The 19377-nt window shown below is 66.1% G+C and carries 14 protein-coding genes; 1 reads left to right on the top strand and 13 read right to left on the bottom strand.

All coding sequences use genetic code 11. From position 1 onward, the window contains the following. Positions 1 to 96: 96 nt before the first annotated feature. The 5 genes from BKX93_RS15155 to BKX93_RS15135 form a co-directional block, all read right to left on the bottom strand. The gene (locus tag BKX93_RS15155; RefSeq protein WP_070980457.1) at positions 97 to 1347 is read right to left on the bottom strand and encodes a M28 family metallopeptidase; all 1251 of its coding nucleotides are present in this window, start codon (positions 1345 to 1347) and stop codon (positions 97 to 99) included. A 91-nt stretch (positions 1348 to 1438) separates the two neighbouring features. Continuing rightward, positions 1439 to 2908: a M4 family metallopeptidase gene (locus BKX93_RS15150; RefSeq protein WP_070980456.1), complete on the bottom strand. Its 1470-nt coding sequence runs from the start codon at positions 2906 to 2908 to the stop codon at positions 1439 to 1441. A 657-nt stretch (positions 2909 to 3565) separates the two neighbouring features. Further along, positions 3566 to 4207, bottom strand: a complete 642-nt coding sequence (pdxH, locus tag BKX93_RS15145) for a pyridoxamine 5'-phosphate oxidase (RefSeq protein WP_070980454.1) — start codon at positions 4205 to 4207, stop codon at positions 3566 to 3568. Between the two features lie 93 nt (positions 4208 to 4300). Beyond that, positions 4301 to 5125 carry a S1/P1 nuclease gene (locus tag BKX93_RS15140; protein ID WP_052717488.1) on the bottom strand — a complete coding sequence of 275 codons (825 nt, stop codon included), beginning with the start codon at positions 5123 to 5125 and terminating at the stop codon, positions 4301 to 4303. 145 nt (positions 5126 to 5270) lie between these two features. Further along, positions 5271 to 6173 (bottom strand): LysR family transcriptional regulator, encoded by a 903-nt coding sequence (locus BKX93_RS15135; RefSeq protein WP_244887185.1) that lies wholly within the window; start codon positions 6171 to 6173, stop codon positions 5271 to 5273. A 91-nt stretch (positions 6174 to 6264) separates the two neighbouring features. Here BKX93_RS15135 and BKX93_RS15130 point away from each other — a divergent pair, with 91 nt between their 5' ends. Then, positions 6265 to 7179 carry a DMT family transporter gene (locus BKX93_RS15130; protein ID WP_070980451.1) on the top strand — a complete coding sequence of 305 codons (915 nt, stop codon included), beginning with the start codon at positions 6265 to 6267 and terminating at the stop codon, positions 7177 to 7179. A 75-nt stretch (positions 7180 to 7254) separates the two neighbouring features. On the opposite strand, the gene BKX93_RS15125 is transcribed toward BKX93_RS15130, so the two are convergent. The 8 genes from BKX93_RS15125 to BKX93_RS15090 form a co-directional block, all read right to left on the bottom strand. Then, positions 7255 to 8061: a DUF2145 domain-containing protein gene (locus BKX93_RS15125; RefSeq protein WP_070980449.1), complete on the bottom strand. Its 807-nt coding sequence runs from the start codon at positions 8059 to 8061 to the stop codon at positions 7255 to 7257. Further along, positions 8058 to 8522, bottom strand: coding sequence for a hypothetical protein (locus BKX93_RS15120; RefSeq protein WP_046155264.1), 465 nt, complete (start codon positions 8520 to 8522; stop codon positions 8058 to 8060). The genes BKX93_RS15125 and BKX93_RS15120 overlap by 4 nt, the downstream gene beginning before the upstream one ends. A 69-nt stretch (positions 8523 to 8591) precedes the next feature. Beyond that, a complete protein-coding gene (locus BKX93_RS15115; protein ID WP_070980447.1) occupies positions 8592 to 11324 on the bottom strand; it encodes a DEAD/DEAH box helicase in 2733 nt (910 codons plus the stop codon). A 113-nt stretch (positions 11325 to 11437) separates the two neighbouring features. Continuing rightward, on the bottom strand, positions 11438 to 12781 hold the full coding sequence (locus BKX93_RS15110) for a hypothetical protein (RefSeq protein WP_070980445.1): 1344 nt from the start codon (positions 12779 to 12781) through the stop codon (positions 11438 to 11440). A gap of 77 nt (positions 12782 to 12858) precedes the next feature. After that, a complete protein-coding gene (locus BKX93_RS15105; RefSeq protein WP_070980444.1) occupies positions 12859 to 14184 on the bottom strand; it encodes a hypothetical protein in 1326 nt (441 codons plus the stop codon). A gap of 206 nt (positions 14185 to 14390) precedes the next feature. Continuing rightward, complete coding sequence (locus tag BKX93_RS15100; protein WP_145929325.1) at positions 14391 to 15680, bottom strand: hypothetical protein; 1290 nt, start codon at positions 15678 to 15680, stop codon at positions 14391 to 14393. A gap of 151 nt (positions 15681 to 15831) precedes the next feature. After that, on the bottom strand, positions 15832 to 17109 hold the full coding sequence (gene hemL / locus BKX93_RS15095; protein ID WP_070980441.1) for a glutamate-1-semialdehyde 2,1-aminomutase: 1278 nt from the start codon (positions 17107 to 17109) through the stop codon (positions 15832 to 15834). A gap of 83 nt (positions 17110 to 17192) precedes the next feature. Continuing rightward, entirely contained in the window at positions 17193 to 19376 is a 2184-nt protein-coding gene (locus tag BKX93_RS15090; RefSeq protein WP_046155269.1) for a peptidase domain-containing ABC transporter, read from the bottom strand. Position 19377: the final 1 nt, after the last annotated feature.

Raw genomic sequence — 19377 nt, 5'->3', positions numbered from 1 at the left:
CGGGTGGTTGCCGACAAAAAGAACGCGGGGCCGGCAAAGCCGGCTCCGCGTCGCGGCAACCGCCGCGGCAGGAGCGCCGCCGCGGCGAAAACAGACTCAGCGCAGCTTGGCCGCCGGGCTGTCGCTGCCCAGCTCAACCGCGTAGGCCAGCGCCAGCTGCGAGAATTTCAACGCATGCTTGGCCTGGTTGCCGGAACTCGCCAGCGTGTCGTTGCGGCTATGGATGTAGGGATTGGAGTTGTTGAAGCTGGACTCGAACGGGAACGACGCCGCATAGCCCTGCGCGTTCCACGAAGCGTGGTCGGAGCAAGCGTAGCCGCACTGGCTGTAGCCAACCTTCAGGCTGGGCAGATACGTCTTGGCCAGATTGGCCAGGAAAGTGTTCTGCGCGGCGTTGGTGTAGTCGGTGAACAGGAAGATGTCCTGCGCGTCGCCCTGGTAGTTGGTCATGTCCAGCTGCAGCGCGCCGACCACCTTGGCCTGCTGCTGCTTGAAGCGCTTGGCGATGTCGGCCGAGCCGCGCAGGCCCACTTCTTCCGCCGCGTACGCCATGAACTTGATGGTGCGGCGCGGCTGGTAGTTGCCGGCCAGCAGCACGCGGATCACCTCGGTCAGGCTGGCCACGCCGGAAGCGTCGTCGTCGGCGCCCGGCGCGCGGCTGCTCTCGCCGGTGCCGCTGCCGACGGTGGAGTCCAGATGGCCGCCCAGCACGATGGTCTCGGCCGAGTTGTCGGTGCCCTTGATGGTCAGGATCACCGATTTCTGCGGCCAGCTGGCGTGGGCGAACTGCTCGACGATGACATCGCCGCGGCTGCCGGCCAGCTGCTTCCACTGGGCGGCGATCCAGTTGGACGCGTTGACGCCGTGGCTAGTGGTGTAGAAACGGTTCTGGTAGCTGGACAGCGACTGGATGGTGCCGAGGATGTTGCTGTCCTGCAGCTGCGGCAGCAGCTGGTTGACGGCGGCCTGGTTGTCTATCGCGTAGCTGGGCGCGACCAGGCCGGCAAGCGGCGCGGTCGAGCCTTTCAGCGCGGCCTGGGCTTCCTGCAGGTCGCGATGGACGATGAAGCCGCCGCAATGGCGCAGGTTTTCATGGATGGAGTCGGACAGTTTGGGCAGCAAGGCCTCGTCCACCTGAACCAGATGCACGGTTTCGCCGGCGGCGGCGCCCTTGGCGAGACGGCCATCCGCCGCCAGCTGGCGGCTTTCCCGGCTCTTGGCGCCGGCATCCAGCTTGCGCAGCAACTGGTAGCCCTGATCGCCTACCGAAATCCAGACCGGCTGGGCCTGGGCGGCGCCGGCCAGGCCCAACAGGACCAGCAAGGCGCTTTGACGCAGTTTCAACATATGAGGGACTCCCGAGCGAAGGCCGGCGCCTCACGGCGCCGGCCGGGCAGTCAGATGCGGCCCCGGACGGGGCCGCGTTGGCGACGATGGTTTATTGGCAAGTCACGCCGACTGCGGTGAAGGCCTTGGTGACGTCGGCGCTGTTGTAGCCGCGGGCATCGGCCGCCTTGACCACGCCGCAAGCGGCGCTGTTGTAGGTGGCGTTGGCGGTCCAGTACAGGCGGTTGGCGTCGACGAACACTTCAAAAGCCTTGCGGGTGTTCCAGTTCGGGCTGGTGGCGATCAGGTAGAACGCCTTGTTGTACACGCCGCTGGAGTAGTGCACGTCCAGACCGTTGTAGTAGTCCTTGGCGTTGCCGATCGACTGGCCGTCCTTGGTCGGATCGGCGAAGTAGCGCAGCGCGCCGGTTTTCTTGAAGATTTCCGCGCCGACCAGGAAGTCGTTCTTGCCCTTCATGTAATACTCGGCGGCTTCACCGGCCATGTCGGAGAACGCCTCGTTGATGCCGCCGGACTGGCCGCTATAGACCAGGCCCGAGTTCTGCTCGGTGAAGCCGTGGCTGACCTCATGCGCGGACACGTCCAGCGACACCAGCGGATAGAAGGTGCTGGCGCCATCGCCGAAGGTCATCGCGGTGCCGTCCCAGAACGCGTTCTCGTAGTTGCGGCTGTAGTGCACCTTCATCAGCAGCTTCTGGGTGATCGGCTTCAGGTTGAACCAGTCCTTGTACAGGTTGAACACCACGTTGCCGAAATAGTGCGCGTCGTTCAGCGGCGAGTAGGCGCCGTTGATGGCCTTGTAGGTATTGGTCGGGCAAGCGAACTTGTACGGGGTGGTGCCGCTGGTGCCGCCGTTGAGGTTGACGGTGGCGACGTTGCCGCTGTCCATCTTGCAGTCGCTGGTGACCACCAGCGGACCGTAGTCGGTGCCATACAGGTATTTGCCGGTCTTGGCGTTGCCGCCGGGGCCATTCGCCTCGGCATGGTTCAGACCTTCCCATTGCTTGAGCACCTGGCCATTGTTGGCGTCGATGATCAGATGCGGGCGGCTAGGCTCCTTGCCGTCGACCACGAAGGACACCAGGTAAACCAGCTGGGCGACGTTGCGCTCGTTCAGGCGCACCACCAGCTCGGCCTTGTCGTTGTAGGTGGGGTTGCCGTTGGCCTTCAGCGACTTGGCCTGGCTCAGCACCTGCGCGCCGCTCAGCGTCGGCTTGGCCGAAGCCAGATCCGACTGGATGCCGGCGATGTAGCTGCCGGACAGCTTGCCTTGCACCGCCTTCAGCGCGGCGGCCGGCTTCTCTTCCACCACGGCTTCGCCCCAGACCGGGACGCCCTGGTAGTACTGCTGGTAGCGGGTCACCACCTTGCCGGAGGCGAATTGGGTGCTGCGCAGCGGCTTCAGATCCGACTGGTTGACGCCGGCGAACGCCGTAGCGCTGCTGGCCTGGGCCTTGCCCAGCTTTTCCAGGTCGATACGCTCGGCAGCTATCGCCGAGGCGCTGAAGACAGCCAAAGCGGACAGGACCAAACCACGCAGCATCAGTTGCTGTTTTCTCATCACGGAACTCCAAATGTAGACGGAGCGGGACGGGATGCGTCCCGCGCAACACCGCCAGCTCATGGCCGGCGGTACCGGGAGCCGCGATCTGGCCGGGTCGGGTGGGTCGCTCCGCGGCGGAAACGCCGTCGGAGAAGGCGGATGGCCGCGACGGACGATGGTGGCCGCCGGCGCCATTCTGTGCGGGCCGTGCGCATCGTCTGCCGCCGCCGGCCGCCGCCCGGTACTGCTGCCGGACAGGCCTGCGACTAGCCTTGGGACGAGCTGGAAGCGTCTGCCACGCCTCCGGACTTAACCCGGATTATCCCGGCCCGTTAAATCCCAAATGCATAAATTATGTATTGGATTTTTCTTGCTGAGATTCATCTGTACTTTTGAGCAGTTGTCGCGATCCTTGCAAAAAAAGGCTGCGCTGAATCAATTGCCAATCAATGCATTACGTGATGATCTTGGAGTTCTGATTCAAACTGAAAAACAACAAATATTTACACATTGGTTTTTCTGTACCGGTCCTATTTGCAGAAATATGACACTTGCAGAAAAGCCATGCACCACGCGATGGCGAGAGCCGGCGAGGCCGAGAAATGGCAAAGGCCCGGTTGACCGGGCCTTTTCAATGGCAGGGGAGAGAAGCGGATCGCGAACACGGTCCGGAAGTCAGGGCGCGAGGCGGGAGCGGCGCCAGATGCCGTCAGGCTGCAATGTGTACAGCACCCGGTCGTGCAGGCGGCTGGGGCGGCCCTGCCAGAACTCGACCCGCTCCGGCGCCACCGCGTAGCCGCCCCAATGCGGCGGGCGCGGCACATTGATCGGGTGCCGGGCGCCGAACATCGCGGCGCGCGTCACCAACACGGCCTTGGACGCGATCTCGCTGCTCTGCTCGCTGGCCCATGCCCCCAGGCGGCTGGTATACGGCCGGCTGGCAAAGTAGGCGTCGGACACCTCCGGCGCCACGCGCGCGGCCTTGCCCTCCACCCTCACCTGGCGCTCCAGCTCCGGCCAGAAGAAATTCAAGGCGACGTAGGGATTGGCATCCAGCGCCAGCCCCTTGCGGCTGTGGTAGTTGGTGTAGAACAGCAGCCGGCCATCCTCCACGCCCTTCAGCAAGACGATGCGGGACGACGGCCGGCCATCGGCGCCGACCGCGGCGAGGTTCATCGCCGTCGGCTCCGGCACCTGCGCGGCGATCGCCTCATTCAGCCAGACTTCGAACTGCGCCGCCGCGTCGGGCAGGCAGTCTTCCGGCGACAATTCTTTCTTCGAGTATTCCAGACGGATATCGGCAAGGTTCAGCGACATGTTTCCTCCTTGGCCGTCCATCTTAGTCGAACGCGGCCGCGCCGGAAATGCGCGCGATCAATCCCCGCCCTCACGGGCGGGGAGCCCCGGCGCTCAGTTCAGCGCCTGGTTGATCACCGCCGCGATGCGGGCGCCGGCCTTGGCCAGCTGTTGGTCCACCAGCAAGCCGCCGGCGCGCAGATAGGTGTTGTCCAGATAGACCGGCGTGGACGGCGACGCGCCGCAGCTGAAGCCGGCCAGCGGGCCGTAGACGTCGGCGCGCGCGTACTGGTTGGACTCATGCACCCAGTCCATCACGCCGCCGCCCTGCCAGCCGGCGACGTTGCGCTGGTACCGCTGCAGATCGCTGGCGGCCCAGGCCTTCTCGTTGGCGCCGTTCAGTTCCTGCTGCACCAGCGCGGTGTCCCACACCGAGTGCAGATTGCTGACCTTCTTGCTGCCCGGCAGCTGCACCTTGAAGTCGTTGCCGCCGCGGTCCAGGTTGTCGGCCGCGTGCAGCGGCTGGTGGATGTCGCCCACCATGTGGATCAGGAAGGTCAGCGCCTGCGCGCGGTCGGCCTTGCTGGCGGCGCGGTCGGCCAGCACCTTGCGGTAATGGTCGATCTGGTTGGACGCGCAGTTGCCGTCCGGGCACTCGTCCTCGGTCACGCCGCTGCACACCGGCTCGTCGTTGTAATGCCACTGGTCGGAGCCCGGCAGGGTCTGCTTCAGATCCTGCTTGTGCTGGTCCATGTACAGCGCCAGCTGGGCGAAATCGGCGTTGGGAACCAGCTTGGCCACTTCGGCCTTGGCCTTGGCGCTCAGCAGTTGCTGGGCGATATAGCCGGTGATGCGGTGGCCTTCCTGGCCCCAGGCCAGCGCCTGGGCGCTGCTGGCGGCGAAAGCGGCGGACAACAGCAGTGCGAGTGCCTTCTTCATGTTCTCTCCCGGATGATTGCTTTTGTTTTGATGGCTGGCGAAATGCCAGCGCGGCGCATCATACGGGACAAATATGAAAATTGGATAAATATTTTCACATCGAACTAGTTCTACAATTTATTTTCCATTTGTGAAATATTTTAAATCAATTATTTGCGTAAGCTCCCAAGCTGCCTCCCCCTTTCCATGCGCACTCCAGCAGCATCGTTTCCAGCGCGTGCAAGGCCGGCTGGCGCGCCTGCCGGCGGCGGATCAGCAGGGTCGGCGCGCGGGACAGGTCGTCCGGCAGCGCGTGCGTCGACACCTGGGCCGCCATCTGCGGCATGCTGTCCAGCAAAGCCTGGGGCAGCAAGGCCAGGCCCATGCCGCAAGCCACGCAGCTGAGCATCGCATGGTAGGAGCCCAACTCGACGATGCGCCGCGGCTGCACGCCCTGGCGCCGCAGCCAAGCCTCCAGCCGCTGGCGGTACGAGCAGCCGCTGCCGAAGGTCAGCAGCGTGGAGTCGGCCAGTTCTTCCAGCGACGGCGCGCCCCGCGCGGCGGCGGCCACCAGCACGATATCCTCCACCGCCACCACGATCTGCTCCAGCCTGTCGTCGTCCAGCGGCCCGCTGACCAGCGCCGCGTCCAGCCGCCCGTCCAGCACCCCGATGGTCAGGGTCCGCGACTCCCCGGTCTGCAACTCCAGATGCACCGCCGGATAGCGCGCGTGGTAATCGGCCAGCACCGGCGCCAGCCTGGCCGCTGCCGTGCTCTCCATCGCGCCCAGCCGCAGCCGTCCGCTGGGCGCGGCGTCCGCCATCGCCAGCCTGGCCTCCTCGGCCAGGTCCAGCAGCCGCTGGGCGTAATCGTTGAGCCGCCAGGCGGCGGCGGTGGGCACCAGCCGCTTGCCCTCGCGCAGAAACAGCGCCACGCCCAGCTTGTCCTCCAGTTGGCGCAGCCGGGTGGTGACGTTGGACTGCACCCGGTGCAGCCGCTGCGCGGCGCGGGTGATGCCGTCCTCCTGCAGCACCGCCTGGAAGATTCTCAGCTCGTCCAGTTCCATCATTCTTTTCCAGAGATTATTTCAATCACAATAATTCATTTTTTAAGAATAATGAAGCGGTCTAGGATGCGGGAAACCCATCTGGAGAATCACCATGACCTCACCAAGCATCAGGCAGGGCTATCTGGCGGCGGCCGGCGCCGTCGCCATCTGGACCGGCTTCAACATCGTGTCGCGGCTGGCCGGCAAGAGCGCGCTGGCCGGCACCGACATTCTGGCGCTGCGCGTCGGCACCGCCGCGCTGATCCTGCTGGCCTGCGGCGGCCTGCCGCGCGGCGCGCTGCGCGACGCCCGGCTGTGGCTGCTGACCTTGCTCGGCGGCCTCGGCGTCAGCATCTTCGCCTATTGCGCGTTCAAATTCGCGCCGGCGGCGCACGGCGGCCTGCTTCTGCCGGGGCTGCAGCCCTTCCTGGTGGCGCTGGCCGCCTGGCCGCTGCTGGGGGAGGCGCCGCAAAAACACAAGCTGCCCGGCTATGCGCTGATCGCGCTGGGCCTGCTGCTGAGCGCGCTGCCGCAGTTGGGCGGACACGATGCCGGCCAGGCCTGGATAGGCGATCTGATGTTGCTCGCCGCTTCGGTCAGCTGGGCGGTGTTCGGCGTGCTGGCCCGGCGCTGGGGCTTCGCGGCCTGGCCGCTGACGCGCGCGATCACCATCATGGCCGCGCTGCTCTATCTGCCCGTCTATCTGCTGTGGCTGCCCAAGCATCTGGCGGAAGCCTCCTGGGGCATGCTGGCCTTCCAGGCGCTGTACCAGGGCGTGGGCGCGGCGATCCTGGCGATGCTGTTCTACCTGCGGGCGGCGGCCGTGCTGGGCGCGGTGAAGATGGGCGTGCTGTTCGCGCTGATTCCGATTCTGGCCGGCCTGCTGGCCGCGCCCCTGCTGGGCGAGCCGCTGACCGCCAGCCTGGCGGCAGGCCTCGTCAGCGTCAGCCTGGGCGCCTGGCTGGCGGCGCGGGAACGGCGCGACGAGAGGCGGCCGGTCTCAGCGGCCGCCGCGTGCAAGGCCTAGCCGGCCCTCTCAGCGCAATCGGGCGCGCCGGACGCGAAAGCGGCCCCTCAGGGCCGCTTGGCGAAATCGCAGAGCTCAGTAGCGGCGCGCTTGCGCCCCGGCGATCTCTTCCACCTTCCAGCCTTCCTCGCGCGCGTCGAGGAACTGGATGATGGAATCGACCGACACCGTCTGGATGCGATCGGCGAAACGCAGTTCGTTGGGGTGGTCGTCGAAGGCGACGTTGGCCTTGAACATGCGGCCGCCCAGCCGGGTCATCGGCCCCAGCTTCAGCTCGGTGGGCTGGTAACCGTTCAGTTTCAGCCACATCTGCGCCTGCTCGCGGCTGCGTATCGCCGTCTCGTGGCTTTCCGCCGCCACCAGTTGCTCCAGCACCCAGACATTGGAATTCTCGTAACGGGTGGAGAACGGGTAGGCCAGCAGGTTGTACTTCGCGGTGTGCAGCTCGCGCAGCTTGGCCGGCTGGTTCAGCCGCGCCAGCAGCCGCGACGCCACCTGGGGCGGCGGCACCAGCGCCACCGAGTCGAAACGGAACATGTCGTCGAGGAAGAAATTGCCCAGGCCTTCGTACCACAGCTCGGAGCGGTCGGTGCCGCAATCGTTCAGCAGATGCGCCACCCGCCAGCGGCGGTCCGGCTCGGTGCGGTAGACAATGCCGGCATGGGTGTAGCGCAGATTGTACTGGCTGAGGTCCTGGCCCATCCGGCCCAGCACCACCACGTCGCTGCCCAGCTGGTCCAGCCGCTGCTGCACTTTCTGCGCGGTCTGCATCGCCATGCGGAAAGTCTCCGGCGTCAGCGGCTTTTCCTCGCAGCTCTGGCCGGCGACGGCCAATGCCGGCAGCGTCAGCGCGAGCGCGGCAAGCAAGCGCGCCGGCTTCATCCCGGAATCCTCGAATGCTCCAGCAGCGCCTCGCCCACCTTGTTGGGGATGAAGGCCAGCACCTTGCCCGAGGCCACCAGCAGCGTGCCGCTGGCGGTGGCGGTCACCTGCACCGCAGCGCCGACCGCCGCGCCGGACGCCTTCACCGCGGAGCCGGAGGCCTTGACCAGCAGCTTGGCGCCGCCCTGCACCGAGTCCAGCGTCAGTTCCGCCACGTCGCCTGCGCCCTGAACGATGCCGGCGATCACATAGGCGCTGCCGGTCACCGCCAGCACCGGGCCCAATGCCGATTCGCCATGCCCCTGCGACGCGCCGCCCACGCTCACCACCGGCGCGGCCAGGATGGACAAGGCCCCCATGCCTATGGTTTGCGAGCCGTTATTGCCGATGGAGGGATCCGCCAGCGCGGGCCAGGAAGCGGCCAGCAGCACAGCGCCGGCCAACAGGGAGTAACGCGACATGATGCAACCTTGGTGTCATGAAGATGGCTGCCATCATGCCAATTCAATTGTAAACAGGCAATTGTCCCATTACCGGACATCGCCGCGCAGCAAGGCCAGCAACGCCTCGCCGTCCAGCCTGCCGCTGGCGTCGCCGCCGGCCAGCAGGCTATCGGCCAGCGCGCGCTTGTCGCGGTGCAGCTCGACAATCTTTTCTTCGATGGTGCCGGCAGCCACCAGCCGGTACACCGTCACCGGCCGCTGCTGGCCCATGCGGTAGGCGCGGTCGGACGCCTGGTCCTCCACCGCCGGGTTCCACCACGGGTCCAGATGGATCACGTAATCGGCGGCGGTGAGGTTGAGGCCGGTGCCGCCAGCCTTCAGGCTGATCAGGAACATGTCGCCATCGCCGGCCTGGAAAGCGTCCATGCTGGCCTTGCGCTGCTTGGTCGGCGTGCTGCCGTCCAGATAATGGAAGCGGACGCCTTGCTGCTTCAGGTGCTCGGCCGCCAGCGCCAGGTGGTCGACAAACTGGCTGAACACCAGCGCCTTGTGGCCGTTGTCCAGCAGCTCCTCGCAAATCTCGGCGAAAGCCGCCAGCTTGCTGGCCGGCAGCGCGCTGTCGGGCTGCGTGAGCTTGGGATGGCAGCAAAAGCGGCGCAACCGGGTCAGCTCGGCCAGCGCCTGCATGCTCTGGCCGCCGGCGGCGGGATCGGCCTCCGCCACGCGGGCCAGGGCCTCCTGCCGCATCGCTTCGTAAACGTGGCGCTCCTGCTCGGACAATTCTATCAAGCGCGTGGTCTCGGTCTTGGGCGGCAATTCGGTCAGCACCTCGCGCTTGGTGCGACGAAGCAGATAGGGCTGGATCAACGCTTTCAGCTGCGCGCGCGCGGTTTCGTCACCGTCGGCGATCGGCTGGGCGTAGCGCTGCTCGAACTGCGCCAGATTGCCGAGCAGCCCAGGCGCGATGAAGCGGAACAGGCTCCACAGCTCGCCCAGATGGTTTTCCACCGGCGTGCCGCTGGCCGCCAGGCGGAAATCGGCGCGCAGGCTTTGCGCCACCTGGGCGCGCTGGCTCTGCGGGTTCTTGATCGCCTGGGCCTCGTCCAGCACCACCGACGCCCAATGCACGTCGCAAAACGCCTCGGCCTCGCGCTGCAGCAGGCCGTAGCTGACCACCACCAGATCGCCGGGGCCGACATCGTCCAGCCGGCGCTGCTGATGGTAGGCGCGCAAGCGCAGGCTGGGCGCGAAGCGGGCGGCCTCGGCCAGCCAATTCAGCGCCACCGAAGTCGGCGCCACCGCCAACTGCGGCCCCAGGTGGGCGCGGGTCAGCAACAAGGACAGCGTCTGCACCGTCTTGCCCAGGCCCATGTCGTCGGCGAGGCACGCCCCCATGCCCCAGTGCGCCAGCCGCGCCATCCAGGCAAAGCCTTGCAGCTGGTAAGGCCGCAGCGTGGCGTTCAGCGTCGCCGGGACCTGGGGATCGAAAACAGCCGCCTCGCGCCAGCGCGCCGCCTGCCGCTGCCAGCCGTCGTCGCCGTCGAACCGCCCGGCGTCCTCGCCCAGCGCCTGCAGGCGCGGACCGGCCAGCGGGCTGATCGCCAGCCCGTCCGGGCCGGCATGGTCGATCATGCGGGCCAGTTCGCCCAGCCGCTCGCCCAGGCTGCCGGACAGCATCAGCCAGTCGCCGTCGGACAGTTGCAGATACTTGCCCTTCTGGCTGGCCAACGCCGCCAGCAGATGGCGCAAGGTCAGGATGCGGCCGTCGTCCAGCTCCAGCTCGCCGTCGGCCTGCAGCCAGCCGCCGCGCTTCTTCACCTTGAGTTTGAGCTGCGGCATGCCGTCGGCGGCGGCCAGGCGGATCTTGTCGCCATGCGGCCACAGGCAGGCGACACGCGCCTCGCCGGCCGCCTGCAACTGCGCCAGCAAGGACAAGGCCGAATGCTGATCGGAAAACAGCCAGCCGTCGCCGTCGCGCTGGCCGCGTCCTATCGCCGGGCAGGCCTCGCGCAGCGCGCGCAGGCGGGCAGCCTCATCGGCCAGGTCGCGGACGAATTGGCGGTACTCGCCGTCGATATCCAGCACCAGGCCGGCCGCGCCGCGGCCCGGCGCGCTCCAGGCGGCGGCCGGATGCGGCTTGACCTTCAACTGCAGCCGCAGGCCTTCCGGCTGGCGGGTCAGCAGGGCGTACAAGGCCGGATCTGCCGCTTCGCTGGGCAGTTCCGGATCGAACGCCGGACTAGCGTCCACCAGCGGCAGGCCGGGCGCGACATCGCGTATCGCCTCCAGCACCCGCTGCCGCGCCTGCCAGGGCACGGCCAGGCCGTGGCCGACCAGATCGGCCAGCGCCTTCAGCTCATCGGTCAGCTGGTAGACCAGCAGCCGCTCCGGCTGCGGCCGTTGCCACAAAGCGCCGCCGCAACCGGCCAGGCCTTCCGGCAGCAGCTTCAGCCGCAACTCCGCGCCGACCCGCTTCATCTGCAGCGCCGCTTGGCCGGCCTCGACGCGGATGCGACGCGCCGGCGCGTCGGCGTCGAACAGCAGCGGATGATCGATCAAGGCCGGCAGCAACGGCGCGGCGTCGATCAGGCCGGCGTCGCCGTCGTGCCTCTCCAGCAGGGCCAGCAGCTGGCGCAACAGCGGCAGGTCGTGCGGCCGCACCGCCTCAGCCTGGTCTTGCAGCAGGCCGGACAGCGAACAGGCGCGGCCGCGGCTCCAGCCATCGGGGCCGGCGGTTTGCAGCAAGGGCTGCAGCTGGGCGCCGGAGTCGGCCAGGCGCAAGCGCCAGATCAGGCGGGAAGAGGGTTGCGGTTCGGTCATTGCGCATCGAGAAACGGAAGGTGGGGCCGATGTTGCCGGATTCGGCCCGCGCTGCAAAGCCGTAAAAGACAACGGCGGCCTAAGCCGCCGTTTCCTATCGCATCCAGAGGCGCTTACTGCTGCGCCGCCGGTTCATGATCGCAACCGCCGGGCTGGATCGCCTCGTTGCGCAAGCGCTGGTACTGCTTGCCGTCCCAACGCCAGACCGACTCGCAGAAGCCGTTGCCGGACAGGCGGATATCATGGTACGGATTGTCCGAGTCGCTGTCCGGACCATCAGTCACCACGACGAACTTGGTCGCCGGCACGCCGAAGCTGGCGCGCAAGTGCCCGTCATCATCACGGTCGAAAGCCCAGATGCTCTGGCCTACGCTGCCGGAGGTGCAACTGTCCCCGCCCCGTATCCAGATTTCGTTATGGTCTTCCTTGTGGCTCTTGGTATACCAGCCGCTCAGGCGGAACGGCGTGTGGCACTTGTCGGTGACGAAGCCCCAGGTGTCCTGGTCCTTGATCACATAGCTCACGCCCAAGGCAGCCAGCACTTCCTTCAGATCGGCGTCGGACAAAGCGTTGCCGTCGTCGAACAAGGCGGCGTTGGCGTCGGCGGGGGGCTGGCTGGACGAGGCGCTCTGATCGTCTCCTTCGTCATCCGGCTCATCGCTGCTGTCTTCCGACCATTCGGTGTAGCGGTCGGAACACGCCTGCCCCTCGCATTGATACGACCATTCCTTTTCGTCAAACCGGAAGTGGAATGAGCCCGCTCTCTTACCCCCAGTGATCTTTAGCGTCAGCGGGTGGAAGCCACGCGGATCGGTCTGCGAATCTGCCCGGTAATCGAAGCGCGCGTCGCCGTCGTCGGGCAGCGCGCCGAATATTTGGCCAGCAATGCTGACTACATCCTTGCCATGAGCGGCGAGCAACTGCGGAAATCCCTTCCCTTTGTCACTCCCCTCGACCAGCCAAGCCATGTCGCCCTTGGCATTCAGGCGGATCAGGCGAGAATCGGCCGGCGCGAGAAAGTTATGGTTGCGGAAGGGAAGGATCAGGCCGGAAGCCTGCGCCTCATGAGTTTTGCCATCGAAAATGAAGGCTCCCAGCCGCGGGTCCGCGCCGCCTGCGACGCCGTCCTCGGATTCGCTGGAGCCATCGCCGCCCGCCAGCAGATACAGCTTGCTGCCTTCCACGGTTTCCACCCGGTCCAGGCTCACCGGCTTCATGCAGAAATACATGTAATCGCTGGTCACCTTCCAGCAACGCTGCTTGGGATCGTAGCTGCCATGCCCGTACATCTTATCGAGCAAGGCATCCGCCAGTTGGCTGTTCTGCTCCTTGGCCAGATCCAGCCGCTCGACGCGGCCCTCGCCTCGCGTCATCACCCAGTAAGCCGCGCCGATCAGGCCCAGCAGCGCGATGGCCGCCGCCACCAGCGCGATCCAGTGTTTCTTGTTTAATTTCACGGAATATCCTTGAGTAGCCCAGGCAAGAAGCCCGGACAAGAAAGGCCGGAGGACCAAACTCCGCCGGCCTCCCAGTCTTATTCGCCGCCGCAGCCGCCCGGCTGGGTGGCGATGTTCTTCAGATGGGCGTACTGGCTGCCGTTCCAGCGCCACACCGCCTCGCAGAAACCGTTTCCGGACAGGCGGATGTCGTGGTAGCCGTCTGTCGCGTCGTCGGTGACGGTGGCTTGTTTGGCCGGCAGGCCCAGATTGGCGCGAAGGTGGCCGTCCTCGCCGCGGATGAACAGCCAGATGCTGTGCTCGGTATTGCCGGAGGTGCAGCTGTTTCCGCCTTGCAGCCATAACATGTTGCGATTGTCCTCATACCCCTTGACCACCTCGGCCGACAGCGGGAAGGGCTTCGCGCATTCGGGCGTCACAAAGCCCCAAGTTTGCTGGTCCTTCACCACGAAAGCGGCATTAACCGCGGCCAGGACGTCCTTCAGATCGGCGGCGGACAGCTCGGTGCCGTCGCTGAACAAAGCCGCGTTGGCATTGGCCGGCGGCTGATCCGTGCTGCCGCCCTCGTCATCCTGCTGGCTCATGGGCTGGGCCTCGGGAATGCCCTCCTTCTTGCTGCAGGCCACGTCGGCGCAGACGTATTTCCATTTCTGGCTGTCGAAGCGAAACCTGAAGCTGGCCACCTGTTTGTGCTTGTCGTCGCTGACCTTCAGCAACAGCGGAAACACCTTGGCGTCAGCCTGGGCGGCGTCCGACAGGTATTCGAATTTCAGCTGCTCCGCCATGCCTTCTTCCTTGCCAAAAACATCGCCGGCGATATCGACGATCTTCTTGCCCTTGGGCGCGAACATCTGCGGGAAGCTGGAGCTGGCACCCATCTGTTCGTCGTATCCCTCGGCCATCCATGCCATATAACCGGTTTTGGACAGCGCCAGAAGTTTGACCGCATCGGCATCGGGAGCCGAGCCCGAGCCGCTGACAAACGGCAATTCGCGGTCTCCAGCAATCAGTTGCCCGGTTTTCGCCTGAGTAATGAAGGCGCCGGCCAATCCTTCGGTATCCGCATGCGTGCCATCCGGATGGCTGCCCCCGGCAAACAGATAGAGCCGTTCCTCGCCATCTGCCTGCACCCTGTCCAGCGTCACCGGACGCATGCAGTAGGTGAATGCATCCCCATCGATCTTGTGGTCGATGTTCCAGCATTTCTCCTTGCCGTCGTACGCGTCCTTGCCGTACATCTTGTCCATGATGTCACTGGCCAGTTGCTTGCCGGGCTCGCCATCCAGCGCCAGCCGTTCCATCTGCACCGCCTGGTGCGACTTCCAGTACTTCCAGCCGCCGAAACCAGCGGCCAGCAGCAGGACCACGCCAGCCAGCAACGCGAGTTTTTTCTTATTTTCCATATCGTCTCAATCCGAATGATTCAATGCCAATTGAAGAAATAAGCATCAATAAATTTGACTTGTCATTCTATCAGGATGAATGGAAAACGTGTCCGCCCAGCAATGCCAATGAAATGAAAATGGCGACTGAGCTTGTCGAGGAAAAAGAGAATGCGCGATTATCGCCCACATGCGAAAACGGCGGCCTCGGCCGCCGTTCCTGTGAGCTACGCGCTGCCGCCGTCGCAGCCGCCGGCCTGGGTGGGGATGTTCAGCAGATGGATGAAGGCCTTGCCGTTCCAGCGCCACAAGCGGTCGCAAAAGCCCGCCGAGCCCACGCGCAGATCATGCACGCCCGCCGACACATCCCGGGTGCGGCGCACCTCGGCAGCCGGCATGCCCAGATTGGCGCGCAGGCGGCCCCCGCCGTCGCGGACGAAGACCCAGACGGAAGCGCCGGCCGCGCCCGAGGTGCAGCCATTGCCGCCGCGCACCCATAACTGCTCTTGTCCGCCGTCGCGTTCGAAATGGCCATTCAATGGGTAAGGATCGTCGCAACCGTTCGGGCCGACGAATCCCGCTTCGCCGTCCTGCGAGACATAGCGCATGTCCAGCTGCGCCAATACATCTTGCAGATCGACATCCGACAGCTTGCGCCCCTTGCCGAACAAGGCCTCGTTGGCATCGGCCGCCGGCATGTCCGGCCCCTGGACCTGCGCCTCGCGCTCCGGCCGCGTCGGCAGGCCGGCGCGCACCCGGCAGTCGACATCGGCGCAAACATATTCCCAACGACGGCGGTCGAAGCGGAAATCGAAGCTGGCCAGCTGCTTGCCTTTGCCGTCGCGGACAATCGCCGACAGGGGATAGGCCGCGGCCTCGCCCCGGGCGCTGTCGAGCTGGTAGGCGAACTTCAGCCCGGCGACGGTATCGGCGTCGCGGCCGAACACGTCGCCGCCGATTGCCACCACCTTGTCGTCCTTGGGCGCGTAAAACTGCGGGAAATCCTCGGATGCGTCGCGTCCGGCAGCGAACCAGCCCATATAGCCATCGCGGGACAAACGCAGCAGCTGCGCCTGCTCGGGACCGGCGGCGCGGCGATTGAGAAAATCCAGCTCGCGGCTGCCGGCGATAGGCGCCAGGGTATCGGCGTCGGCGACGAAGGCGCCGGCCAGACCGCTCAGGTCTTCGTCGCGCGCGGCGTCTTTGCTGCCGCTGGCGAACAGATACAGCCGGCGTTCGCCGCCGGACACGACGCGGTCCAGTGCTACTGGCCGCAGGCAGTAATCGCCGCCGTCCTCGCGCAGATAATGCCAGCAGTCCCGCTGCGGATCGCGCTGCTCGCTGCCGTAAGCGCGATTCATGATGGCCGCCGCCAGCCTCCGCGCGGATGCGTCGGCCAGCGCCAATCTCTCCACTTTGACCTGATCGCCGCCTCGCAGCAGCAAGCCTCCGGCCAGGATCGCGGCCGCCAGCGCGACGCCGCCGGCGGCCAGGCGCAGCCTGGTCTTCCTTTCCATCCACATCCCCTTCACTGCCGCAATGTCCCGCGGACCCATCGGGTCCGAATCTTTTTTTCATTCGGGGCAATATTACCAACTCGCCTCGTTTTTTCCAGCGCCATGAAAAAAGGGAGCCGAAGCTCCCTGGTTCCTCACCCGCGCGAATCGTTCAAATGCGCGCGAAAGCCCTGCCGGCGGCCGCGAGAGTTTGTTCGATCATGCCGTCGCTGTGCGCGGCAGAAACGAAGCCGGCCTCGTAGGCGGACGGCGCGAAGTAGATGCCCTCGTCCAGCATCGCGTGGAAGAAGCGCTTGAAGCGCTCGATGTCGCAACCGGTGGCTTCGGCATAGGACTTGGGCGCCTTGTCGCTGAAGTAGAAGCCGAACATGCCGCCGACGCTGTCGGTGGACAGCGTGACGCCGGCTTGCCGCGCTTCTTCGGCCAGGCCTTGGGCCAGGCGCGCGGTGCGCTGTCCCAGCGTTTCGTAGAAGCCGGGCTGCTGGATCAGTTTCAGCGTCGCGAGGCCGGCGGCGACGGACAGCGGATTGCCGGACAGGGTGCCGGCCTGGTAGACGGTGCCCAGCGGCGCGATCTTGCCCATGATGTCGGCGCGGCCGCCAAAGGCCGCCAGCGGCATACCGCCGCCCACCACCTTGCCCAGCGTGGTCAGGTCCGGCGTGACGCCGTGCAGGCCCTGGGCGCAGCCCTTGGCCACGCGGAAGCCGGTCATCACTTCGTCGTAGATCAGCACCGCGCCGTGTTGCTCGGTCAGGCTGCGCAGCGCCTGCACGAACTCGGCCGACGGCTGGATCAGATTCATATTGCCGGCGATAGGCTCCAGGATCACGCAGGCGATCTTGTCGCCGATCTCGGCGAAGGTGCGCGCCAGCTGCTCGACATCGTTGTATTGCAGCACCAGCGTGTGCTTGGTGAAGTCGGCCGGTACGCCGCCGGAGGACGGGTTGCCGAAAGTGAGCAGGCCGGAGCCGGCCTTGACCAGCAGGCTGTCGGAATGGCCGTGGTAGCAGCCCTCGAACTTGACGATCAGGTCGCGGCCGGTGAAGCCGCGCGCCAGGCGAATCGCGGTCATGGTCGCCTCGGTGCCGGACGATACCAGCCGCACCTGCTCGACGGACGGCAGCAGCTTGCAGATCTCCTCGGCGATCACCACCTCGCCCTCGGTCGGCGCGCCGAAGGACAGGCCGCCGACGGCGGCATCCTGCACCGCCTTCACCACCTCGGGATGAGCATGGCCGACGATGGCCGGGCCCCAGGAACCAACGTAATCCAGATACTGTTTGCCGTCGGCGTCCCAGAAATAGGCGCCCTCGGCGCGGGCGACGAAGCGCGGCGTGCCGCCGACTTGGCCAAAGGCGCGCACCGGCGAATTGACGCCGCCTGGGATCACTTGCTTGCCACGTTCGAACAGTTCCAGATTGCGGGACATGAGGTTTTCCTTGTCTGGCGGCGCGGGCCGCGCCGCGGAATATGGGGATGCGCGGCGGAGCGTTCGGGTGCCGCCGGACGCGGTCATTCTACATGATCGCCGGCCCGACCGGGACCGCCGCCGGCCCTCGCCCTCCGCTGTTCCGCCGCGGCCGCCGCCGGGGAGTCCTGCACGATGCGCCCTTGCTCCAGCACCACCACCCGCTCCGCCATGGCGATGGTTTCCGGCCGGTGGGCGACCAGGATGCGCGTCATGTCGATATCCCGCACCGCGGCGTTGACCAGCTGCTCGTTCCATACGTCCAGGTGGCTGGTGGCTTCGTCCAGCACCAAGAGCCGCGGCTGCTTGTACAGCGCCCGCGCCAGCAGCACACGCTGCTTCTGGCCGCCGGACAGGCCGGAGCCGATGTCGCCGACCAGGGTGTTGTAGTTCATCGGCATCGCCATGATTTCGTCGTGGATGGCGGCGAAACCGGCGCAACGGCGGATGCGCTCTTGGTCCGGCTGCGGATCGAAAAAACAGATGTTGTCGGCGATGGAGCCGGAGAACAGCAGATCGTCCTGCATCACCGTGCCCAGCATCTGGCGATAATTGCCCAGGCCCAGCTGCCTGAGCGGCACGCCGCCCACCAGCACCTCGCCCTCGGTCGGCTCCATCAGACCGAGGACCAGCTTCAGCAGCGTGGTCTTGCCGCAGCCGGAGGCGCCGGTGACGGCCAGGCACTGGCCGGCCGGAATCGCCAGGCTCAGTTCGCGCAGCACATAGGGCTCGCTGTCGGAATAACGGAAGGAAACATTGCGCAGTTCGATCGCCGCCTGGACATGGGCCGGATCGATCTCGACGTCGTTCAGCTCCGGCTCCGGCTCGGTCAGCAGGATGTCGGCGACGCGCTCGCCGTGCAGCCGCAGCATGCGCAGCTCGAACAGCTTGTCGATCAGCGCGGCGATGCGCTGGCTGAACTGGTCCTTGTAGCTGAGGAAGGCGAACAGCATGCCCACCGAGAAGCGGCCATCCATCACCGCCAGCGCCGCCAGCCACACCACCACCACCCGCTCGGCGTTGAACAGCAGCGCGTTGGCGGTCTGGAACGACAGGCTGAGCCGGGCGATGCGCAGGTCGGCGTTGAACTGCTCGGCCAACGCGTTCATCCAGCCGATGCGCCGCTCCTCCTGGCGGCCGAACAGCCTCACGCTCTGCGCGCCGCGCGCCGACTCGATGAAATGGGTATTCTGCCGCGACGCGTGGATGATCTGCTCGGCCGTCGCTTCGCGCAGCGCGCGGAAGATGCTCCAGCGCAGCAGCGCGTACAGCGCCACCGCGATCAGGCTCACCATGGCCAGCGGCGCGCTGTACAACAGCATCACGATCAGCGTGGCGATCACCAGCAGGCCGTCTATCACCCCCTCCACAAACTGGGTGGTCAGGCTTTTCTGTATGGTCTGGATCGAGCCGAAACGCGAGGTGATGTCGCCCAGGTGGCGCTTCTCGAACCACGGCAGCGGCAGGCGCATCAGGTGGGCGAAGGCGTTGCCCAGCCACTGGAAATTGAGGCTGGTGGCCAGCGCCGTGGTTGCCCAGGAACGCACCGCGCCTATCAGCGTCTGCAACAGCACCAGCAGCAGAAAACCGATGCCCAGCACGGTGATCAGGTCGCGGTCGGCCGCCACCAGCGCCTCGTCCACCACCCACTGCAGATAGAACGGCGCGGCCAGCGCGCATACCTGCAGCGCCAGGCCCAGCAGCAGCAACTGGAGCAAGCCGCCGCCCAGGCCGTCCACCCGGCCCATCAGCGACAGCAGGCTGAACTGCAGCTTCTCCTCGGTCTTGCGGAACGAGGTGTCCGGCGTCAGCTCCAGCGCCACCCCGGTGAAATGCTTGGACGCCTCATCCAGGCTCAGCTTGCGCTCGCCCACTCCCGGATCGTGAATGACGATGTGTCGCGCCGCCACCTGTTTCAACACCACGAAATGGTTCATGTCCCAATGCAGCACGCAGGGCAGCTTCAACTGCGGCAGGTGCTGCAGGTCCAGCTTCAGCGGCCGCGACGCCAGGCCCAGCCCCTGGGCCATCGCGATCAGGCTCTTCAGCGTGCTGCCCTTCAGCGACACCGAGAAACGGCGGCGCATATTGGCCAGGTCGATGCGGTGGCCCCAATAGCCGGCCACCATCGCCAGGCTGGCCAGGCCGCATTCGGCAGCCTCGGTCTGCAGCAGCAGCGGCAGCCGGCGGCGGCCCCAGAATCGCAAGGTCGGTTGCTGATGGCTCATC

Source organism: Chromobacterium vaccinii (assembly GCF_001855275.1).
In the GTDB taxonomy this organism is placed as follows: Bacteria; Pseudomonadota; Gammaproteobacteria; order Burkholderiales; family Chromobacteriaceae; genus Chromobacterium; species Chromobacterium vaccinii.
The sequence above is the reverse complement of the archived record's forward strand: the minus strand, read 5'-3'. Positions and strand labels throughout refer to the sequence as shown.

Excerpts from the sequence above, each read along its gene's own strand:
- BKX93_RS15155 (WP_070980457.1), bottom strand. The coding sequence starts at position 1,347 with ATGTTGAAACTGCGTCAAAGCGCCTTGCTGGTCCTGTTGGGCCTGGCC.
- BKX93_RS15150 (WP_070980456.1), bottom strand. The coding sequence starts at position 2,908 with ATGAGAAAACAGCAACTGATGCTGCGTGGTTTGGTCCTGTCCGCTTTG.
- pdxH (WP_070980454.1), bottom strand. The coding sequence starts at position 4,207 with ATGTCGCTGAACCTTGCCGATATCCGTCTGGAATACTCGAAGAAAGAA.
- BKX93_RS15140 (WP_052717488.1), bottom strand. The coding sequence starts at position 5,125 with ATGAAGAAGGCACTCGCACTGCTGTTGTCCGCCGCTTTCGCCGCCAGC.
- BKX93_RS15135 (WP_244887185.1), bottom strand. The coding sequence starts at position 6,173 with ATGATGGAACTGGACGAGCTGAGAATCTTCCAGGCGGTGCTGCAGGAG.
- BKX93_RS15130 (WP_070980451.1), top strand. The coding sequence starts at position 6,265 with ATGACCTCACCAAGCATCAGGCAGGGCTATCTGGCGGCGGCCGGCGCC.
- BKX93_RS15125 (WP_070980449.1), bottom strand. The coding sequence starts at position 8,061 with ATGAAGCCGGCGCGCTTGCTTGCCGCGCTCGCGCTGACGCTGCCGGCA.
- BKX93_RS15120 (WP_046155264.1), bottom strand. The coding sequence starts at position 8,522 with ATGTCGCGTTACTCCCTGTTGGCCGGCGCTGTGCTGCTGGCCGCTTCC.
- BKX93_RS15115 (WP_070980447.1), bottom strand. The coding sequence starts at position 11,324 with ATGACCGAACCGCAACCCTCTTCCCGCCTGATCTGGCGCTTGCGCCTG.
- BKX93_RS15105 (WP_070980444.1), bottom strand. The coding sequence starts at position 14,184 with ATGGAAAATAAGAAAAAACTCGCGTTGCTGGCTGGCGTGGTCCTGCTG.
- BKX93_RS15100 (WP_145929325.1), bottom strand. The coding sequence starts at position 15,680 with ATGGAAAGGAAGACCAGGCTGCGCCTGGCCGCCGGCGGCGTCGCGCTG.
- hemL (WP_070980441.1), bottom strand. The coding sequence starts at position 17,109 with ATGTCCCGCAATCTGGAACTGTTCGAACGTGGCAAGCAAGTGATCCCA.
- BKX93_RS15090 (WP_046155269.1), bottom strand. The coding sequence starts at position 19,376 with ATGAGCCATCAGCAACCGACCTTGCGATTCTGGGGCCGCCGCCGGCTG.